This window comes from Chitinimonas lacunae, assembly GCF_042650885.1.
Lineage (GTDB): Bacteria > Pseudomonadota > Gammaproteobacteria > Burkholderiales > Chitinimonadaceae > Chitinimonas_A > Chitinimonas_A lacunae.
On sequence record NZ_JBHSBU010000001.1, the window covers coordinates 2,846,938 to 2,869,328 of the forward strand.

Genomic DNA, 22,391 nt, shown 5'->3' on the forward strand with positions numbered 1-22,391 from the left:
CGATTCTAGCGCAAAACGTCGTTTGTCACGGCGACTTGATATCGAGCGAGGTGATATCGATTTCCTCGTCGTCACCAAAACGCAGCGGCTTGGGCGGATTGCCGTCGTGGATCAGATTGTGACGCCGTTGCAGATAGCCGTTGCGCACGAAGGCATATTCGTCGAGCGAAGCGCTGTCGAGCACGGCATCGGCCGCCAGCAGGCGGGCGCGGAAATCGAGGCCGCGGAGCAGATATTGCGCCACCTGCTCGTTGCTGCCGCCCATATAACTGAGCGGGTTGGCCCGCGACATCACCAGCAGATCGCTGCTGTCGCGCAGGGTCTTGGGACCGAGCAGCGGCACCACCAGATAGGGTCCGCTGCCCACGCCCCAGACGCCCAGCGTCTGACCCAGGTCTTCGTTATGCTTGGGCAGCCCGGCCGGCGTGGCGATATCGATCAGACCAGCCAGCCCGAGGGTGGAATTGAACACAAAGCGGCTCAGATCGGTACTGGCTGCCTGGAATTTACCCTGCAGCAGATTGTTGAGCCCGATATACACATCTTCGACATTGCCGAAGAAGTTGGTGACGGCGGCCCGCACCGGACGCGGTGCCACCGCCACATAGCCCTGGGCCACCGGCTTGAGCACGGCGTCGTCCACCGAGCTGTTGAAGCGGTAGACCTGGCGGTTGATCCGTTCGAGCGGATCGTAATTATTGGCCGGCGTGGCGCAGCCGGTCAGGGCCAGCACGGCGGCGAGGACGAGGAATCGGCGCATGGATGGTCTCCCGGCCCGGGTATGCCTGGATGGCCGACCGCGGTGGCGATCAGCCCAAGCCCAGCACGTCCTCGACGCCGTAGAGCGCGGCGAGGCTGCGAAGGCTCGCCGGCGGATTACGAAAAATCAGCAGACGCCCGGCGGCACGGGCATCGCGTTTCCAGTGCAACAGCAGGCTGACCGCCGTCGAATCGACCTCGCCGATGGCAGCGAGGTCGAGGGTCAGTTCGGGGCCCTGCAAGCGTGGTGCCATTTCCTCGCTACGCTGTACTGCCGTAGCCAGGGTCAGGTCTCCCGACAGCGCGACCGTTTCCATCGGCTTACTTGCCGGCAGCCTTGGCCGGCTGGCTGGCGTTGCGTTCGGCCAGCGCCTTGATCAGACCGTCGATGCCATCCTTCTGGATAGTCTGGTTGAAGCTGGTGCGATAGTTGGTCACCAGGCTCACCCCTTCAACGGCCACATCGTAGACCTTCCAGGCATTGTTGACCTTGAGCAGACGGTAGTCGATCGGGAAAGGCTGGCCATTGGCGATCCCGACTTCGGTACGGACGGTGATGTCGGTATCGTTGTCGCTCATCTTGACCGGCTTGACCTCGATATTCTGCACCTTATTGGCGGTCAGCGCGGTCGAGTAGGTACGGACCAGCAGGCTGCGGAATTCGCGGGTCAAGGCATCTTGCTGCTGCGGCGTGGCATCGCGCCAGTGACGGCCGACGGCCAGCATAGTGATACGGGTAAAGTCGAAGCTCGGCAGCACCTTGGCTTCGACCAGATCGCGGAAGCGCTTGTCGCTGGGCGACAGGTTCTCTTTCTTGATCAGATCGAGCACTTCCTGGCTGGTATTGCGCACCAGGGTTTCCGGCGCAGGGGTGTCGGCGGCGGCAACCGTCAGGCCAACGACGGCGACAAACAGGGCAAAGAGTTTACGCATGGGTTTCCTCGGATGTTATGGCTGTTGCGGGGACGGCTTATCCGTCTCGCCTTCGGCCGCCTTGTTGAACATGAACTTGCTGATCAGTTGTTCAAGCACCAGGGCCGACGAAGTCAACGTAATCTGATCGCCACCCTTGAGCATGGTTTCCTCGGCACCGGGCGACAGGCCGATATATTGTTCGCCCAGAATGCCCGAGGTCAGAATCTCAGCCGAACTGTCACGGCTGAAGCGGTAGCGTTCGTCGATCTGTAGTACCACCTGGGCACGGTAGCGCTTGCTGTCGAGCTGGATATCGGCCACCCGCCCCACCACGACCCCGGCACTCTTGACCGGGGCACGCACCTTGAGGCCGCCGATATTGTCGAAGCTGGCGCTCAGCATATAGCTGGCCGTGCTGCCATTGCCCGAGACATTGCTGACCCGCAGCGCAAGAAATGCCACGGCCAGCAGCCCCAGCAGGAAAAACAGACCGACCCAGAAATCGTAGACCCGGCGATTCATACTTTCTTAAACCCCGTTATTAAATACCGCGGAACATGAACGCGGTCAGAACGAAATCGAGACCGAGGATGGCCAGCGAGGAACTCACCACTGTACGGGTCGTGGCACGCGACACGCCCTCAGCAGTCGGCGGGGCGTCGAAGCCTTCGAACACCGCAATCAGCGAGACCGCCAGACCAAACACCACGCTCTTGATCAAACCATTGGCGACGTCCTGACGGAAATCGACCGAGGCCTGCATCTGGCCCCAGAACGAGCCGGCATCGACCCCGATCAACATCACGCCGACCAGATAACCACCCAGAATGCCCATGGCCGAGAACATTGCCGCCAGCAGCGGCATCGACAGCGCACCGGCCCAGAAACGCGGACCGACCACCCGAGCAATCGGATCGACCGCCATCATTTCCATTGCAGCCAGTTGCTCGGTCGCCTTCATCAGGCCGATTTCGGCCGTGATGGCCGAACCGGCCCGGCTCGCAAACAGCAGACCAGCCACCACCGGTCCAAGTTCACGGACCAGCGATAGCGAGACCAGCACCCCGAGCGCTTCGGAAGCGCCAAAGCGCTGCAGCGTGTCGTAGCCCTGCAAGCCCAGCACCATGCCGACGAACAGGCCCGACACTAGGATGATGATCAGCGACAGCACACCGGTGGAATAGATCTCACGCGAGATCAGGCCAAAGCGGCGCCAGGCGGTGCCGGAGCTGCACAGCACGGCACCGAAGAAGCGGACGGCGAAACCGAACTTGATCAGCCCGTCGACGATGGGCGCGCCCAGGCCACGGATCTGCGCTGTCAACCATTCAAACATCGCTGCCCCCGAGAAGGTCGTGTGCGTAGTCGCGCGCGGGATAGTGGAAAGGCACCGGGCCATCGGGCTTGCCGCCGATAAACTGGCGCACGAAAGGATGTTCCGAGGCCCGCATCTGCTCGGGCGTACCGTGGGCGATGATGGCGCCTTCGGAAACGAAATAGACGTAGTCGACGATGGCCAGCGATTCGAGCACATCGTGCGTCACCACGATGGAGGTGGCACCGAGTGCGTCGTTGAGCTGGCGGATCAACTGGCCGATGACCCCGAGCGAGATCGGGTCGAGGCCGGCGAACGGCTCGTCGTACATCATCAGCATCGGATCGAGCGCCACCGCCCGCGCCAGCGCCACCCGACGGGCCATGCCGCCCGACAGCTCCGACGGCATCAGGCGCGCCGCGCCGCGCAGGCCGACGGCGTGGAGTTTCATTAAGACCAGATCGCGAATCATCGATTCGGGCAGATCGGTATGCTCGCGCATCTGGAAGGCGACATTGTCGAAGACCGACATGTCGGTGAATAGGGCACCGAACTGGAACAACATGCCCATCTTGCGGCGCAGGGCATAGAGCTGTTCGGCATCGAGTGTGTGGACGGCTTGTCCGGCGACCCGGACCTCGCCCTTGGAAGGCTTGACCTGGCCACCGATCAGACGCAGCAAGGTGGTCTTGCCGCAACCGGAACCACCCATGATGGCAACCACCTTGCCCTTGGGAATGGTCAGGCTGATCCCTTTGAGAATGGTACGGCTGTCGTAGGCAAAGGTTACGTCGTCGACTTCGACGAGAGCGTCGGGGGGCACAGGAGAGGGTGGTTTCTGGTATGGGGCCATGATTCTAAGACAAGGCGGTGTCTTACAACAATTTTTAAGCAATTGTCATGTTGCAATGCGGCAACATTGCGGCCAACCTCAGACAGAAACCGCCTTATATAGTTTCCGGCTCCTGCTTCCCTCCTTGCCGCCATGGATGCCTCATCCCCTGCCCTGCTGCTGATCGACCCGGACCCGCTGCTGTTTGCCGCTGCCCAGGCCACCCTGGGTGAACGCTATGTACTGGCCCGCAGCGACCGCGCCAGTGCGGCTCACGCCGCCAGCGGTGCCAGCGCCGCCGTGCTATCGGTCGCTGCCGACGACACAACGGCGCTCGGACTCTTGAAACATCTGCGTCAACGCCATCCCCGGCTCTCCTTACTCGCGCATCTGCCCTACCCCGACCGCCGCCTGGCCGCCCGTGTGCGGCGCGCCGGTGCCGACCGGGTCATCGAAGGTGAACTCGACCTGCCGCGATTGCGTCAGGCGCTGGCAGAGGAACCAGCAGCCACGCTTGGACTGATCGGCAACAGCCCGCTACTCCAGACACTGCGGCAACGCATCCTGCGCTTTGCCGCCACGCCATTTCCGCTACTGATCCTTGGCGAACCCGGCAGCGGCAAGGAACGGGTCGCGCAGGCAGTCCACCAATCCTCCCCACGCGCCGCTCTGCCTTTTCTTGCCCTGAACTGTGCCGCCCTGCCCGCCACCCTGGCCGAGGCCACGCTGTTTGGCCACGCCCGCGGCGCCTTTACCGGTGCCGACGGCGCCCAGGCCGGTTTCTTCGAATCGGTCGGCAATGGCACGCTGTTTCTCGATGAAATCGGAGAATTGCCGCTGGAACTCCAGGCCAAGCTCCTCCGGGTGCTCGAAGGCGGCGATTACGTCCGCCTGGGCGAAACCCGCCCGCGCCGCTTCGATGGCCGATTGATCGCCGCCACCAACCGCGATCTTTATGCCATGAGCGAACGCGGCAGTTTCCGGCCCGATCTGCTCGATCGTCTGGCCGTACTGACTTTGCATACCCCACCTCTGCGCCAACTGGGCCCGGATCGACTCGCCCTGCTCGATCATCTGCTCGAAGCCAGCCAACGCGAACACGGCCTCACTCCATTCCGGCTTGACCCCGAGGCCCGTGCCGTCTGGCTCGCTTATGCCTTCCCCGGCAATGTGCGCGAACTGCGCAATATCACGCGGCGACTCCTGGCCAGCCATGCCGGAGAAACCATTAACGCCAGACAGTTACGGGCAGAACTCGTTATCGACACGGCCATTGCGACGAGTCCGGGCGGAGGCGGAGGCGGAGGCGGAGGCCAGCAGCCTAATCCGGCCGATCTGCTGTCCGGTGCGCAGCCGTTCGACCTGGACCATTGGCTCGCCACCCAAGAACGGGCGCTGATCGAGCAGGCGCTGCGGCTTGCCCATGGCCGGGTCGGCGAAGCGGCACGGCGGCTCGGGCTCAAGCGCGCCACCCTCTATAGCCGGATGGAAAGACTGTTCGGCCCTGCCGCGTAAATCCTGCCACGTAAATCATTTACGCAGTCTTGCACCCCGGCATGCCCACTGCCTCGGCATAGACTGGCCCGGTCGAATCTAGGACCTCCTGCCATGCCGCATCGTCTGATTCTCCTGGGCCTGCTTGTCTTGCTCGGCGCCTGCGCCAGCCGGCCACCCGATCCACCACCTTCTTCGCCCCCCAGCACCACACCGCCCCAGCCGGTACGCCATCCCATCGTGCTGCCCCGTCCGCAGAGCCAGACGCTCCTGCTGAGCGTCGCCGTCGATAACGTGCCGGTACGGGAGTTATTGCAAGCCCTGGCGCGTGACGCCCGGATCGATCTCGACCTCCATCCCCAGGTTCAAGGCTCCGTCACCCTGCAAGCCCGCCAACGCAGCCTGCCGCATCTGCTCGAACGGATACGCGTCCAATTGCCGCTGCGCTACCGTCTACACGAGGGTGTGCTGAGCGTGCGCCCTGATACACCTTATCTACACAGTTACCCCATCGACTACCCCAGCTTTGCCCGGACCTTTGAAGCAGGACTGGGCAGCGCATTGGGCGCACAGACCAGTCAGGAAGACAGCAATCGCTCGACCCTGACCCTCATCTCCCGTGGCGGCAACGACTTCTGGGCTGGGCTTGCCGCCAATGTCCAGGCGCTGATCGATCTCGACTTGAGCGACCAGGAACGGCAATCCCGCCTACAACGCGACCGCCAGTTTCAGCTTGAGCTGGTCAAGGCAGCTTCGCCTCTTCCCACCAGCGGCAACAGCAGCACCACCCCGGCCCCCAACAACGGGGAAAGCATCAATACGGCGCTGCGCAGCGTCAGCAACAACAATCTGAGCAATGTGGCCATCCACCGTGAAACCGGCACGCTGACGGTGGCGGCCACCGAGCGCCAGCACCGCACCGTGGCTCGCTTTCTTGCCCAGGTAATCGCTGCCAGCCGGCGTCAGGTGATGATCGAAGCGACCGTAGTGGAAATCCGGCTCGGCGACGGCTTCCAGTCCGGTATCGACTGGCAGCGGGTGGGCGAATTGTTCGGCACCACCCTGACGCTGGGCCAGCAGGCGGGTCTGCATGCGCCGGCCGCTTTCTCGATCAATCTGAAACGGGGCAGCCTCGATGCCAGCCTGCGGCTGCTCTCACGTTTCGGCGATGCGCGGGTGCTCTCCAATCCACGGCTGCTGGCCCTCAACAATCAGCCAGCCCTGCTCAAGGTGGTCGAAGAACTCCAATACCTCGAACAAGGCGCGCTCCAGACCGTGCCGGTCGGTCTGCAACTGGCCCTGACACCACAGATCGGCGCCCAAGGCGATATCACCCTATTGATCCGCCCCACGCTTACCCGACTCAAGGATTTCGCCATCGACCCGGCCAGCGGCAAGCCGCTCGCCCCGCAACGCTTCGTCCGCGAACTGGAAACGGTCCTGCGCCTGACGGATGGCCAGACCGCCGTGATTGGTGGTCTGATGGAAAAACAGCAAAGCCGTCAGAGCGATGGCCTGCCCAATCTGCTGGACCTGCCCTGGCTCGGTCGCCTGTTCGGCCGCCACGACGAGTCCCGGGCCAAGACCGAACTGGTGCTGCTGCTGCGACCGCGGCTGATCGATGCCTCTCCCGTGGTCTCCCTCTCTCATCGCAGCAATCCCGATCTCACAGACACTTCCAGTCAGGAGGAGGCACTTCCATGAGCCAGTTGCTAGATCATCTGCTGCACCAAGCGCCGGGCATTCCCTCGCTTGAGCCGCTCGGTCCCACCGCACCATCCACCGAGAACCTGACCACGCCGCCTGCCGGTCTGCGTCCACCCCGACTGCCCCAAGCCGGGATCTGGCTGTTTGGCCTCGCCGCCGCGGTTGCCAGTGTCAGCCCGGCAGCGGTACTGCTCTGGCAGGACCAACGCCCCGCGCCGCTTGCCGCCGTCGCCCGCCCTGCGGCTTCCCCATCGGTCGCCTTACCCACCGCGTCCGCGCCCACACCAACCGAAGCCACCCTCCCACTCACGCCACTTGCCCCGACCGGCCCGATCGAACCGGCGCCGCCGGCCCGGCAAGCCCATCCCTTGCCTGAGCCACCTGCCGATCTGCATGAGGCTTACGCAGCTCTCCAGCGAGGCGATGAAGGACGGGCTGCTGTGATCTACCGACGTAGGCTGGCCCAAGTCCCCACTGAACGCGACGCCAGGCTCGGTCTGGCCGCTCTGGCCGTTCGCCAGGGCCAGTTCGACAAGGCACAGGCCGATTACCGTGCCTTGCTGGCCGACTTTCCCGATGACCCGGTGGCCCTGGCTGCTCTGGCCACTCTGGATGAAGCAATCGAGCCGGAACGGCTAGGCCGGATCAAGCAAGGCGAGGCGGCTGCCGCCGTGGCCCTCTCGCTGGGCAACCGTGCGGCCGACGCCGGGGACTGGTCGATGGCGCGGCGCCATTACGCCCAGGCACTTGAGCTTGCGCCCGATCATCCCGATGCCGCCTTCAACCTCGCCATCAGCCTCGACCATCTCCCCGACCCTGCCGCTGCCGCCCGTTTCTATCGTCAGGCACTCGATACGGCACGCCACCGGCCATTCAGCTTTACGCTGCCTGTCGTCCGTCAGCGGCTCGCCCAATTGGCAGAGGCGGGAGTGCAGGACGAGCCGGCACAGGACTTATCGCTGTCTATTGCAAAGGAAGTCCGATGAGTCTCCGGGTCGCTGAGTGGCTGGTGGCGCAAGGTCGGCTCGAACCAGCCCAACTGCTGCTTGCCCAGCGTGAACAGCAGCACAGCGGCAACCGTTTGGGCCAGGAACTACTGCGTCTGGGCCTGATCGACGAAACCGGCTGGCGTGATGCCCAGGCCGCCTGCCTGGGTCTACCCGTGCTGACGCTTGACCGGCTCGAACCCGATCCTGCCGCCCTGTCCCTGCTGTCGGCCGATCTGGCCCGTGCCAGCGCAAGTCTGCCTATTGTGCTTAGCCATGAGCGGCTGCTGATCGCGACGGCACATGCAGGCGACCTCGATATGCAGGACCGGCTGCGCCGCGCATTGGGCCATCAGCGTGTCGTGGACACGGCACTGGCCACTGCCACCGAGATCGGCTGTGCCATCGACCGTCACTACGGCGCCGGCGAGCCGCTTGCTGCCGTACTGGCGCGCCTGGAGCAAGGCGGCGGCGCTGCCGTCATCGCCTCAGTCGAAGCACTGCTGAGCGATGCCGCCCGCCGTGGCGCTTCCGATCTGCATTTCGAGCCGGAAGCCCAGACACTGCTATTACGCCGCCGGCAGGATGGCGTCCTGCAAACCGCAGCCATCCTGCCGCGATCACACTGGCCAGCGTTATTGGTCAGGCTCAAGGTACTCGCCGGCCTTGATATCGCCGAAACCCGCACCGCCCAGGACGGCCGGGTATCGCTGCGGCTGGCTGGCCGTGAGGTCGATTGCCGTGTCGCCACCCTGCCCTCGGTCCATGGCGAGACCCTGACCGTCCGCCTGCTCGACCGCCGTCGTGGTCTCTCCACCTTGGATGACCTCGGCCTTCCCATATCCGTCGGTACCCGGCTGGCTTCGCTGCTCAAGCGGCCGGACGGGCTGCTGCTGATCACCGGGCCGACCGGTTCGGGCAAGACCACTACGCTCTATTCATTACTCGACCGACTCGACCGCGACACCATCAAGATCATGACGCTCGAAGACCCGGTCGAATATGCCTTGCCCCGAGTGCGCCAGATCGCCGTCAGTCCGCAGCTCGACTTCGCCGACGGTGTACGGGCACTGCTGCGGCATGACCCTGACGTAATCCTGATCGGTGAAATCCGCGATGCCGCGACGGCAGAAATGGCTTTGCAGGCAGCAGCCACAGGCCATCTGGTGCTATCGAGCCTCCACTGCGCCTCGGCCGCTGGCGCCATCGGCCGCCTGGCCGATCTCGGCATCGCGCCACGCCGCCTGGCCGGTTGTCTGGCCGGTCTGGTCAGTCAGCGGCTGCTGCGTCGGGTCTGTACTCATTGTGACGGACCCGAATCGAGCGGCTCCGGCTCCGGCTCCGGCTCCGGCTCCGGCTCCGGCTCCGGCTCCGGCTCCGGCTCCGGCTCCGGCTCCGGCTCCGGCTCCGGCAGAACAGTCTGCCCTCGCTGCGAAGGCAGTGGGTATCACGGACGGCTGGCAGTGATGGAGATATTGGAAGGGGAAGGACAACTGGAACCCTTGCTGCTGGCAGGACTTGATGCGGGCGCCATTGCCTCTGCTTTGCGGCAACAGGATTTGCCGACCTTGCTTGATGAAGCCCGACAACGAGTTAGGGAGAAAGTGACGACGCAGGATGAGCTACAGCGGGTCTTTGGGAGCGTGGCTGCCTTACAGAGCAAATAGAAAGTTTTAAGTAAAATACACGCAAGTATTTTAGCTATAAATATCTATTTATATTAATTTCAAGCCAAAATCCTTTGTCGGGAAGTCCTGGCAGTTCTCCAAAGCGGTAAAATTCACGACCTATTCTCCTCCGCTTTCCAGCTCCACCAGCCCTCCTCAAAACCCGCCCCATCCTTTCCCTCTCCCTGACCCAGCATGCCGATGGAAAGCCGTTAAGAAACAGGATGAAAGCGGCTCTTCGCGCTGTTTACCAGCATTGACCCGGCCAAGGCGCCAGGGTTTCCCCTAGGCATCTCATTGTCATAGTCAACTTATCCACAGCTGAACTTTTTCTGCATTGAGCCAGTTTTCTTCCGCCGTTCGTCAGTAAACCACAGCGATGAACGGTAGTACCATCTCTGAGCAAAAACTCTAAGTTGCTGATTTTTATGAATTAAAAAATATCATAACCAGCTAATGTTTCATGTCATGGAACCTACAAGAGCAAACGTACAAAAATGTCATTGACATCGAATCTCGCGATCATGAAAATGGCCTCCAGTTGCTTATGCCAAGCACATAAGCCCAGCCAACAGATTGTCCAAATCGTCCATCGATTCAAGGAGATAAGGAATGACCCGATTCAAGCTCCAACTGGCTGTCGCCGCCGCCTTTGCCGCCCTGTCCGCTCCCCTGGCTCTGGCCGATGAGCTGGCTAGCGCAAAGGTTCAAGGCAGCAACGAGACCATGACCTATCGTGTGGTCGATGGTTACGCGCTGCTCGGCGATATCGTGCTGGGTCGGCACGAAGACATCCAGCGTGAAGGCATCCGTCCGCTCGGCGTGAAGTCGTGGACCGATGAAATGACCGAAGGCGGCAACCGCTTCTCGGACAACCATTACCGCAGCGCCCGCATCTGGCCAAACAACGTCCTGTACTACACCTTCGACGCCAGCCTGACCCAACAAGGTCGCAATGCCGCGCTGGCTGCGATGCAGCATATCTCCAGCAAGACCGCCGTCCGCTTCCAGCAGCGCACCAACGAACCCAACTTCGTCCGCATCTTCCGTGGCGGTGGTTGCTACTCGATGGCCGGCATGATCGGCGGTCAACAAGATCTGTCGCTGGGCAGCGGCTGTGAATACACCGGTATCGCCGTTCACGAGTTCATGCACGCTCTGGGTTGGATGCACGAACATATGCGTCCGGACCGTGACAACTTTGTGCAGATCCGCTGGGAAAACATCAGCGCCGGCAGCGAGAGCCAGTACACCAAGCTCGCCAGCAGCCAGGTCGATCTGGTCGGTTCCTACGACTACAGCTCGATCATGCACTACGACACCTACGGCTTTACCAAGAACGGCCAGCCGACCATCGTCCCGCTGCAATCGGGCGTCAAGATCGGTCAACGTGATGGCCTGAGCCAAGGCGATGTCAATTCGGTCAACCGCTTCTACCCGGGTACTACCACCGGTGGCACCACGCTGAGCCTGGCCGTGTCGACCAAGCAGCTGTCGCTGTCGCAGAACGCCAGCGGTAACGTCACCATCGACGTGACCTCCAGCGATCCCGCCAACGTCAGCCTCAATGCCAGCACCAGCAACAGCTCGGTGGTTGCGCTGAGCGGTCTGTCCTGGGTCCGTACCAGCAACAACCAGTTCTCGATGAAGGTTGTGCCGGTCAGCAACGGCTCGGGCAGCACCACCATCACCGTGACGGCCACTGAAAAGTCGGGCAAGACCGCTACCACCTCCTTCGTGGTGAACGTGGCTGCCGCACCGACCTCGGGCGCCCTGGAACAGAAGGCCAACAAGCTGCTCGACTGCATCGAGAAGATCCTGCCGAGCTACCTGCCGCACACCACGACCACCAAGCAGCCCGTAGGCACCAATATGTTCGCCTACACCCGCTACTACACCACCAAGTGGGCAACCGCCGTGGTCGAACCGGCTCCGGGCAAGGTCTGGATCCTGATGCCGCATGACCAGCAGAACTGGGTGCACCTGGGCGATATGGAGACCCTGAACAAGACCTACTGCAACGCCTGGTAAGCGGTTTCGCACCTCCAGCGCAAGGAAGGAAGTCGATTGAGGAACGGTGGAAACACCGTTCCTTTTTTTATTGTCCTGCCGGGGTAGTTGCCTGCGAGGCGACGCCCAATCGTCTGATACAAACCGATAAAGCATTATCAGAGAAGATAAAAATTAAGGCCCACCCAATGACGACCCTTAAAGCAGAAACCAAAATTCCCTTTCATATCATGTGGATAGGTCTAACACTCTCCGTTGGCACGCTCCTCGCTATCTACTCTCCCGACACCAGCCGCCGTTGGCGGCTGAACCGATAAGCAGGACCATGCCGCGAAGGAAAAAACATGCAAAACGATTACCAACTGGTTAGCGAAGCAAACGCAAAACCTATCAAAATGTGGACCAACGGCGTGCCGGTAGAACCGGAAGCCCGCGAACAATTGTTAAAGACGGCGCAGATGCCGTTTATCTACAAGCATCTGGCGGTCATGCCTGATGTGCATCTGGGTAAGGGTTCGACCATCGGTAGTGTGATCCCGACTGAGGGCGCGATTATCCCGGCCGCTGTCGGGGTCGATATCGGTTGCGGAATGATGGCCGCCCGCACCACCTTGACTGCCGCCGACCTGCCCGACTCGCTGGCCGCGCTGCGTAGCGCCATCGAGGCAGCCGTGCCGCACGGCAAGACCATGGGCCGCGACAAGGGCGCCTGGGATACCCCGCCCGAGAGCGTTGACGTCATGTGGAAGGAGCTGCACGGCGGCTTCAAGCGGATTACCGAGAAGTACCCGCAACTGGAACGCACCAATAACCATAAGCACCTGGGAACTCTGGGAACCGGTAACCACTTCATCGAGGTATGTCTCGATGAAGAAGACCGTGTGTGGTTCATGTTGCATTCGGGTTCGCGTGGGGTCGGTAACGCGATCGGTAATCTGTTCATCGAACTGGCCCAGGCCGATATGCGTCAGCACATCGCCAATCTGCCGCACCGCGATCTGGCGTATTTCGAGGAAGGTAGCCGCCATTTCGACGACTATGTGGAAGCGGTAGGTTGGGCACAGGACTTCGCCCGCCGTAACCGCGCGGTGATGATGGAAAACGTGATCGCCGCCGCCCGTAAAGTGATCACCAAACCGTTCGCCGCCGATGTCGAGGCAGTGAACTGTCACCATAACTATGTGCAGAGGGAAACCCACTTCGGCCGCGAAGTGCTGATCACCCGTAAAGGTGCAGTGTCGGCACAGAAAGGGCAGTTGGGAATCATCCCCGGGTCGATGGGCGCCAAGAGCTTTATCGTGCGCGGTCTGGGTAACGAGGAAGCGTTCTGTTCGTGTAGCCACGGCGCCGGCCGGACCATGAGCCGTACCCAGGCCAAGAAACGCTTTACCGTGGCCGACCAGATCAAGGCGACCGCCCATGTCGAATGCCGTAAGGACGAAGACGTGATCGACGAGATTCCGATGGCCTACAAGGACATCGACGCCGTGATGGTGGCGCAGCAAAGCCTGGTGGAAATCGTGCATACCTTGCGTCAGGTGGTATGCGTGAAGGGCTGAACCAAAGCCGCGACCGACCGGTCGCGGCGGCTGTGGGACAGGGGGAGTACAAGCTCCCCGCGCCGGACGATCAGGGAATATGGCCACCGCTGCAAACGGCCATGCAGTCGCGATACTCGGCCAGGCACTGAACCTTGGTGCCACCTTGTTGCAGACACTGGGTACGCACCACGCTGCACTGCCGGGCACAGCCGTTTGGCGGCGCGGCGGTCGCGCTGACCGCAAAGGCCACGCCGGCCCCCAGGCCCACGAATAATGCGGCAAGTTTTTTACTCAACATTTAACTACCTCCTTAACCAGTTTGTTTAATTCCCGTTTTCGGGCCTCTCATTTATAAATCCGGCCAGTCTGCCCGGCAAGAGATGAGTTCGAATATTTTTTCGAACAGCCGAAAACAAAGGACGAGCGTATACCTCGATTGAAGTATCGAATCCGGATTAAACAAATAAACAAAAAGGACGGCCGTTATTTATCAGCACAAATAAACGGCACTGCCCGGCTGAGCTGCCGCTCAGCCAGAAAGTCGCTGTAGCGCCTCAGCAAAAGCCGAGGGTTCGAAGCCTTGGAATTTGCGATCGCCGATCAACACCAGCGGATAGCCCTGCCCGCCCAGCTGCTGGAACTGGCGTGCGGCGACCGGTGATTTTTCGACATCGAGATCGAGGTAGCGGATGCCCCGACTTTGCAGAAAAGCGCGGGTTTCCTTGCAGTAGCGGCACCAGTCGGTGCCGTAGAGCACCACCCGGACTGCCGGATCAGGGTAATAGGCGCTGAAATCGCCCTGCTGATAGCTCGGGGTCAGCCAGCGCGGCACCATTGCTGCGCAATAACCGATACCGAGTCCGGCCGCCAGAAAAGCGGCGTAGCCAAGCGTTTTGAATAATGTTTTTGGCATATATATTCTCCTCCGCCCTGACGGGCTTCGGGAATAAAGCCATAGCGGACTGCAAAAATCAAGCACCGTTCGCCACCGTTTATCTCTTATTCGGACATCACCTTGTTATATATGCCTTCACAGGAATAAATAAATGAAATCGGCCCCATCTCTTTCTTCCACCAGACAGGTCCATTTCGACCATCCGGTGGATGACGCAGTGCGTCAGCGCATACTCGAACAATTGAGCGAATTGGAACAACGTCATCGGGTGCGGGTGTTATTTGCCTGCGAATCGGGCAGCCGCGCCTGGGGCTTTGCCTCACCCGATAGCGATTACGACGTGCGCTTTATCTATGTCCATGAACCGTCCTGGTACCTGAGCGTCGATCCGCAGCGCGACGTGATCGAATGCCCGATCGACGATGAACTCGACGTCAGCGGCTGGGAACTGCGCAAGGCGCTGTCCCTGCTGCGCCGCGCCAATCCGGTCCTGCTCGAATGGCTGTCCTCGCCCATCGTCTACCGACAGGACCCCGACTTCATCGCCCGCCTCGGCCACGTCGTCGACCGCTGTTTCTCTCCGCTGCGCGGCCGTCATCACTATCTGGCGATGGCCAAGAAGAATTTCCGGGGCTATCTGCAAGGCGAGACGGTCCGGCTGAAGAAATATCTCTATGTGCTGCGGCCACTGTTGGCGGCGCGCTGGATCGACAGCGGCCGTGGTGTGCCGCCGATGCGCTTTGCCGATCTGGCTGAGGCCATGCTCGATGACCAGGCGCTGCTGGCAGAAATCAACCGCCTGCTGGAAATCAAGATGCGCAGCGGCGAAGCCGAGTACGCCCCGCGCTTCGAGCGACTGCATGGTTTTATCCGACGCGAGCTGGAAGTCGCCGCCACCCGGGAAGCGCTCAGCGAGCGCCCCGATGGCGACCAGGGCCTGCTTGATCAATTGCTGTATCAGACCGTGCTGAGGACACAGCCATGCTGATCACCCTGTCCACCACCCATCAGCCGGCCAGCGATCTTGGCTATCTGCTGCACAAGCACCCGGCCAAGCTGCAACGGTTTGAACAGGCTTTCGGTACGGCGCTGGTGTTCTACCCCGAGGCCACGGAAACACGCTGTACCGCTGCACTGCTGGTCGATATCGATCCGGTGCGGCTGGTACGCGGCCGGGGGCAGCAGGAAGGGCTGCTCGAGCAATACGTCAACGACCGTCCCTATGCCGCTTCCTCGCTGTTGGCGGTTGCGCTGGGCGATGTGTTCCGCTCGGCGCTGGCCGGGCGCTGTCAGGAGCGGCCCGCGCTGGTCGACCAGCCTCTGCCGCTGACGGTCGAACTGCCCGTGGTGCCCTGTCGAGGCGACCGCGGCCTGCTCGAGGCGCTGTTCGAGCCGCTGGGTTATCAGATCGAGGCTCGGGCCCTGCCGTACGACCCAGCCTTTCCAGCCTGGGGCGACAGCCCGTATTTCTCCCTGACCCTGCATAGCCGCACCACGCTGCGCACGCTGTTGAGCCATCTGTATGTGCTGCTGCCCGTGCTCGACAACGATAAGCACTATTGGATCGGCGACGCCGAAGTGGACAAGCTGCTGCGTCACGGCAGCGACTGGCTCGGTGCCCATCCGCACAAAGCGCTGATCGCACGCCGCTATCTGAAGCACCAGGGTCGGCTGACCCGGCTTGCGCTGATGCGGCTGGTCGATGAGATGGCGGTGGAAGACAGTGAGCAGACGGCCGCCTCAGCCGATACCCCGGCATTCGAGGTATCCGCCCTCTCCACAGCGTCCGCCATCCCTACCCCTGCACCCGCCTCTGGACTCGCGTCCGAACCCACCACCGGCAGCATGGCTGAGCCCGCCCTCTCGCTCAACCAACGCCGGCTTGAGGCAGTCCGGACGTTGATTGCCGGGAGCGGTGCTTGCCATATCCTCGATGTAGGGTGTGGCGACGGTAAATTGCTGACCGAACTGGCACGGCACAGCCGTGCCGGGCAGCGGCTGGTCGGGCTCGATGCCTCAAGCCGGGCGCTGGAGATTGCGGCGGATCGCTTGTCCCGCCTGACGCCGGGTCAACGCGAGCGGGTCAGCCTGCTGCATGGTTCGTTGACCTATCGTGATGCGCGGATCGAAGGGTTTGATCTGGCGGCCTGTATCGAGGTGATCGAGCATCTCGACCCGGGCCGGGTAGCGATGCTGACCCGGGTGCTGTTCGGCCATGCCCGACCGCGTCGGGTGCTGCTGAGCACGCCCAACCGCGACTACAACGTGCGCTATCCGAACCTCCGGGCTGGCGCACTGCGTCATGCCGACCATCGCTTCGAATGGAGCCGTGCCGAATTCGCCGCCTGGGCTGCTGGCGTGGCCCGCGATCATGGCTATTCATATGAATTGGCCGGTATTGGCGAAGCCGATGCAGAGCTGGGCCATCCCACTCAAATAGCCATTTTCTGCATAGATGATGCAAGGGCCATTGGGGCATAAGGCGAAAAAATAATGAAACTGCAAATCCCTCAACTCGCCCTGGTGGTATTGGTCGGCGTCAGCGGCGCCGGCAAGAGCACGTTTGCGCGTCGCCATTTCCTGCCGACCGAGGTGATCTCTTCCGACGTCTGCCGTGGCTGGGTGTGCGATGACGAGAACGACCAGAGCGCCAGCCGCGATGCGTTCGACGTGCTGCATTACCTGGTCGACAAGCGACTCAAGAACGGCCGCCTTACCGTGGTGGACGCTACCAACGTCGATCCCAAGGCGCGCCAGTACTATATCGAGCTGGCCCGCCGTCACCATGTGTTTGCGGTGGCCATCGTGCTCGATCTGCCCGAGCGGCTCTGCCGCGACCGCAACGCCGAGCGACCCGACCGTCAGTTCGGCGAGCATGTGATCCGGTACCAGAGCAGCCAGCTGCGGCGCTCGATCGCCGACATCAGCCGCGAAGGCTTCCGCTACGTTCATGTGCTGCGCTCGAGCGAGGATATCGACCAGCTCGAACTCGAACGGGTCAGACTGTGGAACGACCGACGCGACCAAAGCGGGCCGTTCGACATCATCGGCGATATCCACGGCTGCTTCGACGAGCTAGTCGCCTTGCTGGGGCGGCTGGGCTATACGGTCGGCCTGCGCGAACACGACTACCCCATCGCGCACCGCGACGGCCGCCGCCTGATCTTTGTCGGCGACCTGGTCGACCGGGGTCCGCGCACGCCCGATGTACTGCGCCTGGTGATGCGCGCCGTGGCCGACGGCACGGCCCTGTGCGTGGCCGGCAACCACGACGCCAAGCTGGCACGAGCACTGGGCGGCCGTCAGGTCAAGACCACCCACGGTCTGCGCGAATCGCTCGATCAACTTGAATTGGAAGGCCAGGACTTCCGCCGCCGCGTCGAGCGCTTCCTCGACGGCCTGGTCAGCCACTATGTGCTCGATGCCGGCCGACTGGTGGTAGCCCATGCCGGGCTCAAGGAGTCGATGCATGGCCGCAGCAGCAACGGTGTGCGTGAATTCGCCCTCTACGGCGAGAGCACGGGCGAGATCGACGAATTCGGCCTGCCGATACGCTATCCCTGGGCCAACGACTATCGTGGCCGCGCCATGGTGGTCTACGGCCACACGCCGGTGCCGCAGGCCGAGTGGCTCAACAACACCATCTGCCTCGATACCGGCTGCGTATTCGGCGGCCGGCTGACGGCCTTGCGCTATCCGGAGAAGGAACTGGTCGATGTACCAGCAGCCCAGGTCTATTACGAGCCGATCCGGCCGCTGCATCTGCCGCCGCCGGCCACCCTGAGCGCCCAGCACCAGGCCGATAGCGTGCTCGATATCGCCGACGTCGTCGGTGCACGTCGTATCGAGACCCGTCTGGGCAAGCACGTCACCATCCGGGCGGAAAACGCCAGCGCGGCGCTCGAAGTGATGGCGCGCTTCAGTATCGATCCACGTTGGCTGGTCTATCTGCCGCCGACCATGGCACCGACCGAGACCAGCACCGAGCCAGGCTTTCTGGAGCATCCCACCCAGGCATTCGACCACTACCGCGCCCAGGGCGTCAGGCAGGTGGTCTGTCAGGAAAAACATATGGGCTCGCGGGCCATCGTGGTGATCTGCCGCGATGCCGAGGCCGCGCGGCGGCGCTTCGGGGTCGACGATGGCAGCAACGGCATCGTCTACACCCGTAGCGGCCGCCCATTCTTCAGCGACGAAGCCCTGGCCACCGCCTTCCTCGAGCGCCTGCGCAAGGCGCTAGACCGGGTGGATTTCTGGCAGGAACTGGCCAGCGACTGGTTCGTGTTCGACGCTGAATTGATGCCCTGGTCGGCCAAGGCACTGCAACTGGTGCGCGATCAGTACGCCGCCACCGGCAGTGCCGCCAAGACCATGCTCACAGCCGCCGCTCACCTGCTCGAACAGGCCCAGGCACGCGGCGTGGATGCTGGTGAGGAAGTCAGCCGCATCACCCAGCGTGCCGGCCTGGCTGATGACTATATCGCGGCCTATCAGCGCTACTGCTGGGAAGTGAACTCGCTCGACGACTACCGGCTGGCCCCGTTCCACCTGCTCGCCTGGGAAGGCCACACCGGCTTTGAGCGCAGCCATGGCTGGCATATGAGCACCCTGGCACGGCTGGCCACGGCCGATCCGGACTGGTTGCTGGCGACCACCCACCATATCGTCGATCTCGACGACACGGCGGCCGTCGAGGCGGCCACGCGCTGGTGGCTGGAACTCACCGCAGCGGGCGGCGAAGGCATGGTGGTCAAACCGTTCGACTTTATCGTCAGAAACCAGCAGGGACTGGTACAACCGGCGCTCAAATGCCGCGGCCGCGAATATCTGCGCATCATCTACGGCCCGGAATACACCCTGCAATTGGATACGCTGCGCCGACGCGGACTCAGCTTCAAGCGCAGCCTCGCCCTGCGCGAATTCATGCTCGGGGTCGAAGGACTGGCGCGCTTTGTGGCCCAAGAGCCGCTACGCCGGGTCCACGAATGCGCCTTTGGCGTGCTGGCGCTGGAAAGCGAACCGGTCGATCCCAGGCTTTGAGCCAAGGACAAGCCGCAAGCCCTACGGATGTCCGAAACGACGTCCAAGTCCGCAAGCAGACGGCCCCGGCACGCCGAGCCGCGCCAGTCCGCCACCGATGAAACGGTGAGTGAAGGCCGAGCGGTCTCAGCCACTCTACGATGGGCTGTCGTTACGGAGCGGGTAGGCAGGGATCGGAGGGAAACCTCGCGCCGGAGTCGGCAAATCTTCCGGGATAGAAAATTTTAGGAAAAATCTCCGCAAGAGACAGAGACATTAATAAACAAAAAATAAATTATTTAGCAATCAACAAGAAAGTCCGTACCATGAACGACCTGCATCTGATTGAACTCGATGGCGCCCACGGTGAAGGCGGAGGCCAGATTCTGCGCTCGGCGCTGACTCTGTCGATGATTACCGGCCAGCCGTTCCGTATTTCGCAAATCCGTGCCCGTCGCAGCAAACCCGGTCTGCTGCGCCAGCATCTGACGGCGGTTCAGGCCGCTCAGGCCATTTCGGGCGCCACGGTCGAAGGTGCCGACATCGGCTCCCAGACCCTGCTGTTCCAACCGGGCCCGCTGCGCCAGGGCGACTACCGCTTCGCCATCGGCACGGCCGGCAGTTGTACCCTGGTGCTGCAAACCGTGCTGCCGGCGCTGTGGTATGCCGCGGGCGAGAGCAGCGTCACCGTCTCGGGCGGCACCCATAACCGTACCGCGCCGCCGGCCGATTTCCTGATCGACAGCTGGCTGCCCCTGATGCAGAAGATGGGCGCCAAGACCGAACTCGAACTGCTGCGTCACGGCTTCTACCCGGCCGGTGGCGGCGAAATACGGGCCAAGGTGGCACCGAGCCGCCTGCAAGCGCTGACGCTGACCGAACGTGGCGCCCGGCTCGGTGTCGATGCCACTGCCGTGGTGGCCGCAGTGCCGGGCCATGTGGCCCAGCGCGAACTCGAACGCATCAGCGCCAAGCTGGGCCATCTGCTACGCAGCAGCCGCATCAATGCACTGCCGCCCAGCCATGGTCCGGGCAATGTGGTGATGATCCGGGTGGAACACGAACAGATCACCGAAACCTTCGTCGGCTTCGGCGAGCGTGGCCTGTCGGCCGAGGCCGTGGCCGAGCAGGCGGCTGGCGAAGCCTACGCCTACCTCAACAGTCAGGCGGCCGTCGGTGAGCATCTGGCCGACCAGTTGGCCCTGCCGATCGCGCTCGCAGGCGCGGGCCGCTTCACCACTTCGGTGGTGTCTGAGCATCTGCGCACCAATTTGCAGGTGATCGAGAAATTCCTGCCGGTCGAGACCTCGATCAGTGCCGTTGACCAGCACGGCTGGCTGGTCGAGATCAGCGCCTGATCAAGCCCCGTCTGCCAGCGGGTGTTGCCACACGGTAACGCCCGCTTTATCTTCGCCGCCGCTTCCAAGCGGCCTCCCAGCTTGTCTTTCCGCCCTGATGGCCGCGCAGCCTTCTTCATGACCGATGCTTTTTCTGCGCTCGATACAAAAAAACAATGCATTACTTCGTCATATCAATAGATAATAATTTCTTGTAGAAAAAACAAGCAGTCATATACGCGCAACCCACCTCGCGGCGTCACCAGGACCCGCCATGCGGTGTCGCCGCTGGCTGCACTTGCCATCGAAAACCGTCATGCTGCTATTACCTTTACCTGCCCGCCCCGACTGGCGCCGTCCGCCCATTGTCACGCTTGGCATCATCGTCGTTTGCACCGTGATCCTGTTGCTGTTCCAGTTCAAGGACGGCCCGAAGGAAGCGGCGGCGATGGCTTTCTATAATCAGTCGGTGCTGCCCGCCAAGGAAATTCCCCTCTATCTCGACGATCTGGCACGTCGCGGCAAAAAAGAAGAACTCAAGCAGGTACGAAGCGCACTCGACGACCCCGAGGTCGGCCCCGGCGCCGTGGCGGGCTTTATGCAGCTCGACAGCCGCTTTATCGCCCGGCTCCACGCTGGCCAGATCATCAAGCCCGACGACCCCGACTACGCCCGCTGGCGCCATGACCGCCGCGAATACGAGCGGCTGCATGAGCGGGTCTTTACCAACCGCTACAGCCTCAGGCCCGGCGACCCGACCATCGCCGGCCTGATCGGCCATATGTTCCTCCACGCCGACCCGATGCACCTTCTGGGCAATATGGTGGTGCTGTTCATCGTCGGCTACACCGTCGAGGCAGCCCTGGGTTCGCTGCTGTTTCTGGTCTTCTATCTGCTGGCGGGTTTCGGCGCCACCGCCACCGACCTGCTGCTGTACCGCGACCAGATCGGCCTGTCGCTCGGCGCCTCGGGTGCCATCGCCGGGGTGATGGCGATGTATGTGGTGCTGTATGGTCTGCGCAAGATCCGCTTTTTCTATTCATTACTGTTCTTTTTCAGCACCGCCGAACTGCCGGCCCTGCTGGTGCTGCCGATGTGGATAGGCAATGAACTGCTGCAACAGTACGTGTTCAACCCCGGCGACAACGTCAACTATCTGGCCCACTTCAGCGGCTTCGTCAGCGGCGCGCTGCTGACGGCGCTCTATCGCTGGCGCCGGGGCGGTCGCAGCGCAGACAAGGTCCACGCCGACGACCAGGCCCAGACCCTGGCCCACCAGATCGACGGCGCCGACCAGTTGGTGCAGAACCTACAGTTCGAGCGCGCGGCAGTGGCCTATCGGGCCATCGTGACCCTCAAACCCGACGACCCTTCGCTGATCGCCGAGTATTTCCGCCTGGCCAAGCTCGCGCCCAAGAGCGGTCAACTGCCGCATGCGATCGAACGACTGCTGGCCCTGTCGGCCGGCCGGCCCCATTCGGCCGACCCCACCATGATCGCCGACGCCCTGCGCGAGTCGACCAAGGCCGAATTGCCGCTGCCCAAGCTCACCTACAAAGCCTGGGCCACCCTGGTGCGGCTGCTGATCGACGGTCGCGAACTCGATGTGGCGGAAAAACTGGTACTGATGCTGTCACGCCGGCCGGGCGAACCGGGCGTATTGCCACCCTTGCTGTTCCGGCTGGCCCAGGCCTTTATCGACGACGGCAAAAGCGGCCGGGCAGAACGTTACCAGCGGCTGTTGATGCAGCTTCATCCCGATTCGGATGAGGCGCAGTGGCTCGAAGCCGCTCGCAAGTAACAGCTTGCTTCCGGGCTGTTCCAACCTGATGGACCGGAGAAGTTGGAACAAGGAAATAAATCTTTTAGGAAAATTAACTGCAAGATATATATGACAACAAGAAAGAAAAATAT

19 protein-coding genes are annotated in these 22,391 nt (G+C 62.2%); 11 read left to right on the forward strand and 8 right to left on the reverse strand.

The window, feature by feature from the left end:
* Nucleotides 1-25: 25 nt before the first annotated feature.
* Genes ACFOW7_RS12175 through ACFOW7_RS12200 form a run of 6 tightly spaced genes read right to left on the reverse strand, consistent with a single transcriptional unit; the run spans nt 26 to nt 3,812 of the window.
* Nucleotides 26-760 carry an MlaA family lipoprotein gene (locus ACFOW7_RS12175; protein ID WP_378164572.1) on the reverse strand — a complete coding sequence of 245 codons (735 nt, stop codon included), beginning with the start codon at nt 758-760 and terminating at the stop codon, nt 26-28.
* A gap of 49 nt (nt 761-809) precedes the next feature.
* Nucleotides 810-1,076: an STAS domain-containing protein gene (locus tag ACFOW7_RS12180; protein WP_378164574.1), complete on the reverse strand. Its 267-nt coding sequence runs from the start codon at nt 1,074-1,076 to the stop codon at nt 810-812.
* A 4-nt stretch (nt 1,077-1,080) separates the two neighbouring features.
* Entirely contained in the window at nt 1,081-1,692 is a 612-nt protein-coding gene (locus tag ACFOW7_RS12185; RefSeq protein WP_378164576.1) for an MlaC/ttg2D family ABC transporter substrate-binding protein, read from the reverse strand.
* A gap of 15 nt (nt 1,693-1,707) precedes the next feature.
* Nucleotides 1,708-2,196, reverse strand: a complete 489-nt coding sequence (gene mlaD / locus ACFOW7_RS12190) for an outer membrane lipid asymmetry maintenance protein MlaD (protein WP_378164578.1) — start codon at nt 2,194-2,196, stop codon at nt 1,708-1,710.
* Nucleotides 2,197-2,215: 19 nt separating this feature from the next.
* Nucleotides 2,216-3,010: a lipid asymmetry maintenance ABC transporter permease subunit MlaE gene (gene mlaE / locus ACFOW7_RS12195; protein WP_378164580.1), complete on the reverse strand. Its 795-nt coding sequence runs from the start codon at nt 3,008-3,010 to the stop codon at nt 2,216-2,218.
* The gene (locus ACFOW7_RS12200) at nt 3,003-3,812 is read right to left on the reverse strand and encodes an ABC transporter ATP-binding protein (protein WP_378164582.1); all 810 of its coding nucleotides are present in this window, start codon (nt 3,810-3,812) and stop codon (nt 3,003-3,005) included. The genes mlaE and ACFOW7_RS12200 overlap by 8 nt, the downstream gene beginning before the upstream one ends.
* A gap of 162 nt (nt 3,813-3,974) precedes the next feature.
* On the opposite strand from ACFOW7_RS12200, the gene ACFOW7_RS12205 reads away from it, so the two are divergent.
* The 6 genes from ACFOW7_RS12205 to ACFOW7_RS12230 all read left to right on the forward strand — a co-directional run bounded on the left by ACFOW7_RS12205 (nt 3,975) and on the right by ACFOW7_RS12230 (nt 13,244).
* Nucleotides 3,975-5,336: a sigma 54-interacting transcriptional regulator gene (locus tag ACFOW7_RS12205; protein ID WP_378164584.1), complete on the forward strand. Its 1,362-nt coding sequence runs from the start codon at nt 3,975-3,977 to the stop codon at nt 5,334-5,336.
* Nucleotides 5,337-5,429: 93 nt separating this feature from the next.
* Complete coding sequence (locus ACFOW7_RS12210; protein ID WP_378164586.1) at nt 5,430-7,019, forward strand: type II secretion system protein GspD; 1,590 nt, start codon at nt 5,430-5,432, stop codon at nt 7,017-7,019.
* A complete protein-coding gene (locus ACFOW7_RS12215) occupies nt 7,016-8,008 on the forward strand; it encodes a tetratricopeptide repeat protein (RefSeq protein ID WP_378164588.1) in 993 nt (330 codons plus the stop codon). Before ACFOW7_RS12210 ends, ACFOW7_RS12215 begins: the two co-directional genes overlap by 4 nt.
* Nucleotides 8,005-9,675, forward strand: coding sequence for a GspE/PulE family protein (locus ACFOW7_RS12220; protein ID WP_378164590.1), 1,671 nt, complete (start codon nt 8,005-8,007; stop codon nt 9,673-9,675). Before ACFOW7_RS12215 ends, ACFOW7_RS12220 begins: the two co-directional genes overlap by 4 nt.
* 612 nt (nt 9,676-10,287) lie before the next feature.
* Entirely contained in the window at nt 10,288-11,706 is a 1,419-nt protein-coding gene (locus ACFOW7_RS12225; protein ID WP_378164592.1) for a M12 family metallopeptidase, read from the forward strand.
* Between the two features lie 389 nt (nt 11,707-12,095).
* Nucleotides 12,096-13,244: an RtcB family protein gene (locus ACFOW7_RS12230; RefSeq protein ID WP_449252228.1), complete on the forward strand. Its 1,149-nt coding sequence runs from the start codon at nt 12,096-12,098 to the stop codon at nt 13,242-13,244.
* Nucleotides 13,245-13,314: 70 nt separating this feature from the next.
* On the opposite strand, the gene ACFOW7_RS12235 is transcribed toward ACFOW7_RS12230, so the two are convergent.
* Together ACFOW7_RS12235 and ACFOW7_RS12240 are read right to left on the reverse strand one after the other, a co-directional pair.
* Nucleotides 13,315-13,524, reverse strand: coding sequence for a hypothetical protein (locus tag ACFOW7_RS12235; RefSeq protein WP_378164597.1), 210 nt, complete (start codon nt 13,522-13,524; stop codon nt 13,315-13,317).
* A gap of 231 nt (nt 13,525-13,755) precedes the next feature.
* Nucleotides 13,756-14,139, reverse strand: a complete 384-nt coding sequence (locus tag ACFOW7_RS12240; RefSeq protein WP_378164599.1) for a glutaredoxin family protein — start codon at nt 14,137-14,139, stop codon at nt 13,756-13,758.
* A gap of 133 nt (nt 14,140-14,272) precedes the next feature.
* Between ACFOW7_RS12240 and ACFOW7_RS12245 the strand changes: the two genes are divergently transcribed.
* The 5 genes from ACFOW7_RS12245 to ACFOW7_RS12265 all read left to right on the forward strand — a co-directional run bounded on the left by ACFOW7_RS12245 (nt 14,273) and on the right by ACFOW7_RS12265 (nt 22,278).
* Nucleotides 14,273-15,109, forward strand: a complete 837-nt coding sequence (locus tag ACFOW7_RS12245) for a nucleotidyltransferase domain-containing protein (protein WP_378164602.1) — start codon at nt 14,273-14,275, stop codon at nt 15,107-15,109.
* A complete protein-coding gene (locus tag ACFOW7_RS12250; protein ID WP_378164605.1) occupies nt 15,103-16,602 on the forward strand; it encodes a 3' terminal RNA ribose 2'-O-methyltransferase Hen1 in 1,500 nt (499 codons plus the stop codon). Before ACFOW7_RS12245 ends, ACFOW7_RS12250 begins: the two co-directional genes overlap by 7 nt.
* A 12-nt stretch (nt 16,603-16,614) precedes the next feature.
* The gene (locus ACFOW7_RS12255) at nt 16,615-19,161 is read left to right on the forward strand and encodes a polynucleotide kinase-phosphatase (protein WP_378164607.1); all 2,547 of its coding nucleotides are present in this window, start codon (nt 16,615-16,617) and stop codon (nt 19,159-19,161) included.
* Between the two features lie 305 nt (nt 19,162-19,466).
* The gene (rtcA, locus tag ACFOW7_RS12260; protein WP_378164609.1) at nt 19,467-20,498 is read left to right on the forward strand and encodes an RNA 3'-terminal phosphate cyclase; all 1,032 of its coding nucleotides are present in this window, start codon (nt 19,467-19,469) and stop codon (nt 20,496-20,498) included.
* Nucleotides 20,499-20,793: 295 nt separating this feature from the next.
* Complete coding sequence (locus ACFOW7_RS12265; protein ID WP_378164611.1) at nt 20,794-22,278, forward strand: rhomboid family intramembrane serine protease; 1,485 nt, start codon at nt 20,794-20,796, stop codon at nt 22,276-22,278.
* Nucleotides 22,279-22,391: the final 113 nt, after the last annotated feature.

Coding starts and splice junctions, on each gene's coding strand:
- ACFOW7_RS12225 (WP_378164592.1), top strand. CDS start 10,288: ATGACCCGATTCAAGCTCCAACTGGCTGTCGCCGCCGCCTTTGCCGCC.
- ACFOW7_RS12205 (WP_378164584.1), top strand. CDS start 3,975: ATGGATGCCTCATCCCCTGCCCTGCTGCTGATCGACCCGGACCCGCTG.
- ACFOW7_RS12175 (WP_378164572.1), bottom strand. CDS start 760: ATGCGCCGATTCCTCGTCCTCGCCGCCGTGCTGGCCCTGACCGGCTGC.
- ACFOW7_RS12185 (WP_378164576.1), bottom strand. CDS start 1,692: ATGCGTAAACTCTTTGCCCTGTTTGTCGCCGTCGTTGGCCTGACGGTT.
- ACFOW7_RS12210 (WP_378164586.1), top strand. CDS start 5,430: ATGCCGCATCGTCTGATTCTCCTGGGCCTGCTTGTCTTGCTCGGCGCC.
- rtcA (WP_378164609.1), top strand. CDS start 19,467: ATGAACGACCTGCATCTGATTGAACTCGATGGCGCCCACGGTGAAGGC.
- ACFOW7_RS12265 (WP_378164611.1), top strand. CDS start 20,794: ATGCTGCTATTACCTTTACCTGCCCGCCCCGACTGGCGCCGTCCGCCC.
- ACFOW7_RS12235 (WP_378164597.1), bottom strand. CDS start 13,524: ATGTTGAGTAAAAAACTTGCCGCATTATTCGTGGGCCTGGGGGCCGGC.
- ACFOW7_RS12255 (WP_378164607.1), top strand. CDS start 16,615: ATGAAACTGCAAATCCCTCAACTCGCCCTGGTGGTATTGGTCGGCGTC.
- ACFOW7_RS12250 (WP_378164605.1), top strand. CDS start 15,103: ATGCTGATCACCCTGTCCACCACCCATCAGCCGGCCAGCGATCTTGGC.
- ACFOW7_RS12180 (WP_378164574.1), bottom strand. CDS start 1,076: ATGGAAACGGTCGCGCTGTCGGGAGACCTGACCCTGGCTACGGCAGTA.
- ACFOW7_RS12245 (WP_378164602.1), top strand. CDS start 14,273: ATGAAATCGGCCCCATCTCTTTCTTCCACCAGACAGGTCCATTTCGAC.
- mlaE (WP_378164580.1), bottom strand. CDS start 3,010: ATGTTTGAATGGTTGACAGCGCAGATCCGTGGCCTGGGCGCGCCCATC.
- ACFOW7_RS12215 (WP_378164588.1), top strand. CDS start 7,016: ATGAGCCAGTTGCTAGATCATCTGCTGCACCAAGCGCCGGGCATTCCC.
- ACFOW7_RS12220 (WP_378164590.1), top strand. CDS start 8,005: ATGAGTCTCCGGGTCGCTGAGTGGCTGGTGGCGCAAGGTCGGCTCGAA.
- mlaD (WP_378164578.1), bottom strand. CDS start 2,196: ATGAATCGCCGGGTCTACGATTTCTGGGTCGGTCTGTTTTTCCTGCTG.
- ACFOW7_RS12240 (WP_378164599.1), bottom strand. CDS start 14,139: ATGCCAAAAACATTATTCAAAACGCTTGGCTACGCCGCTTTTCTGGCG.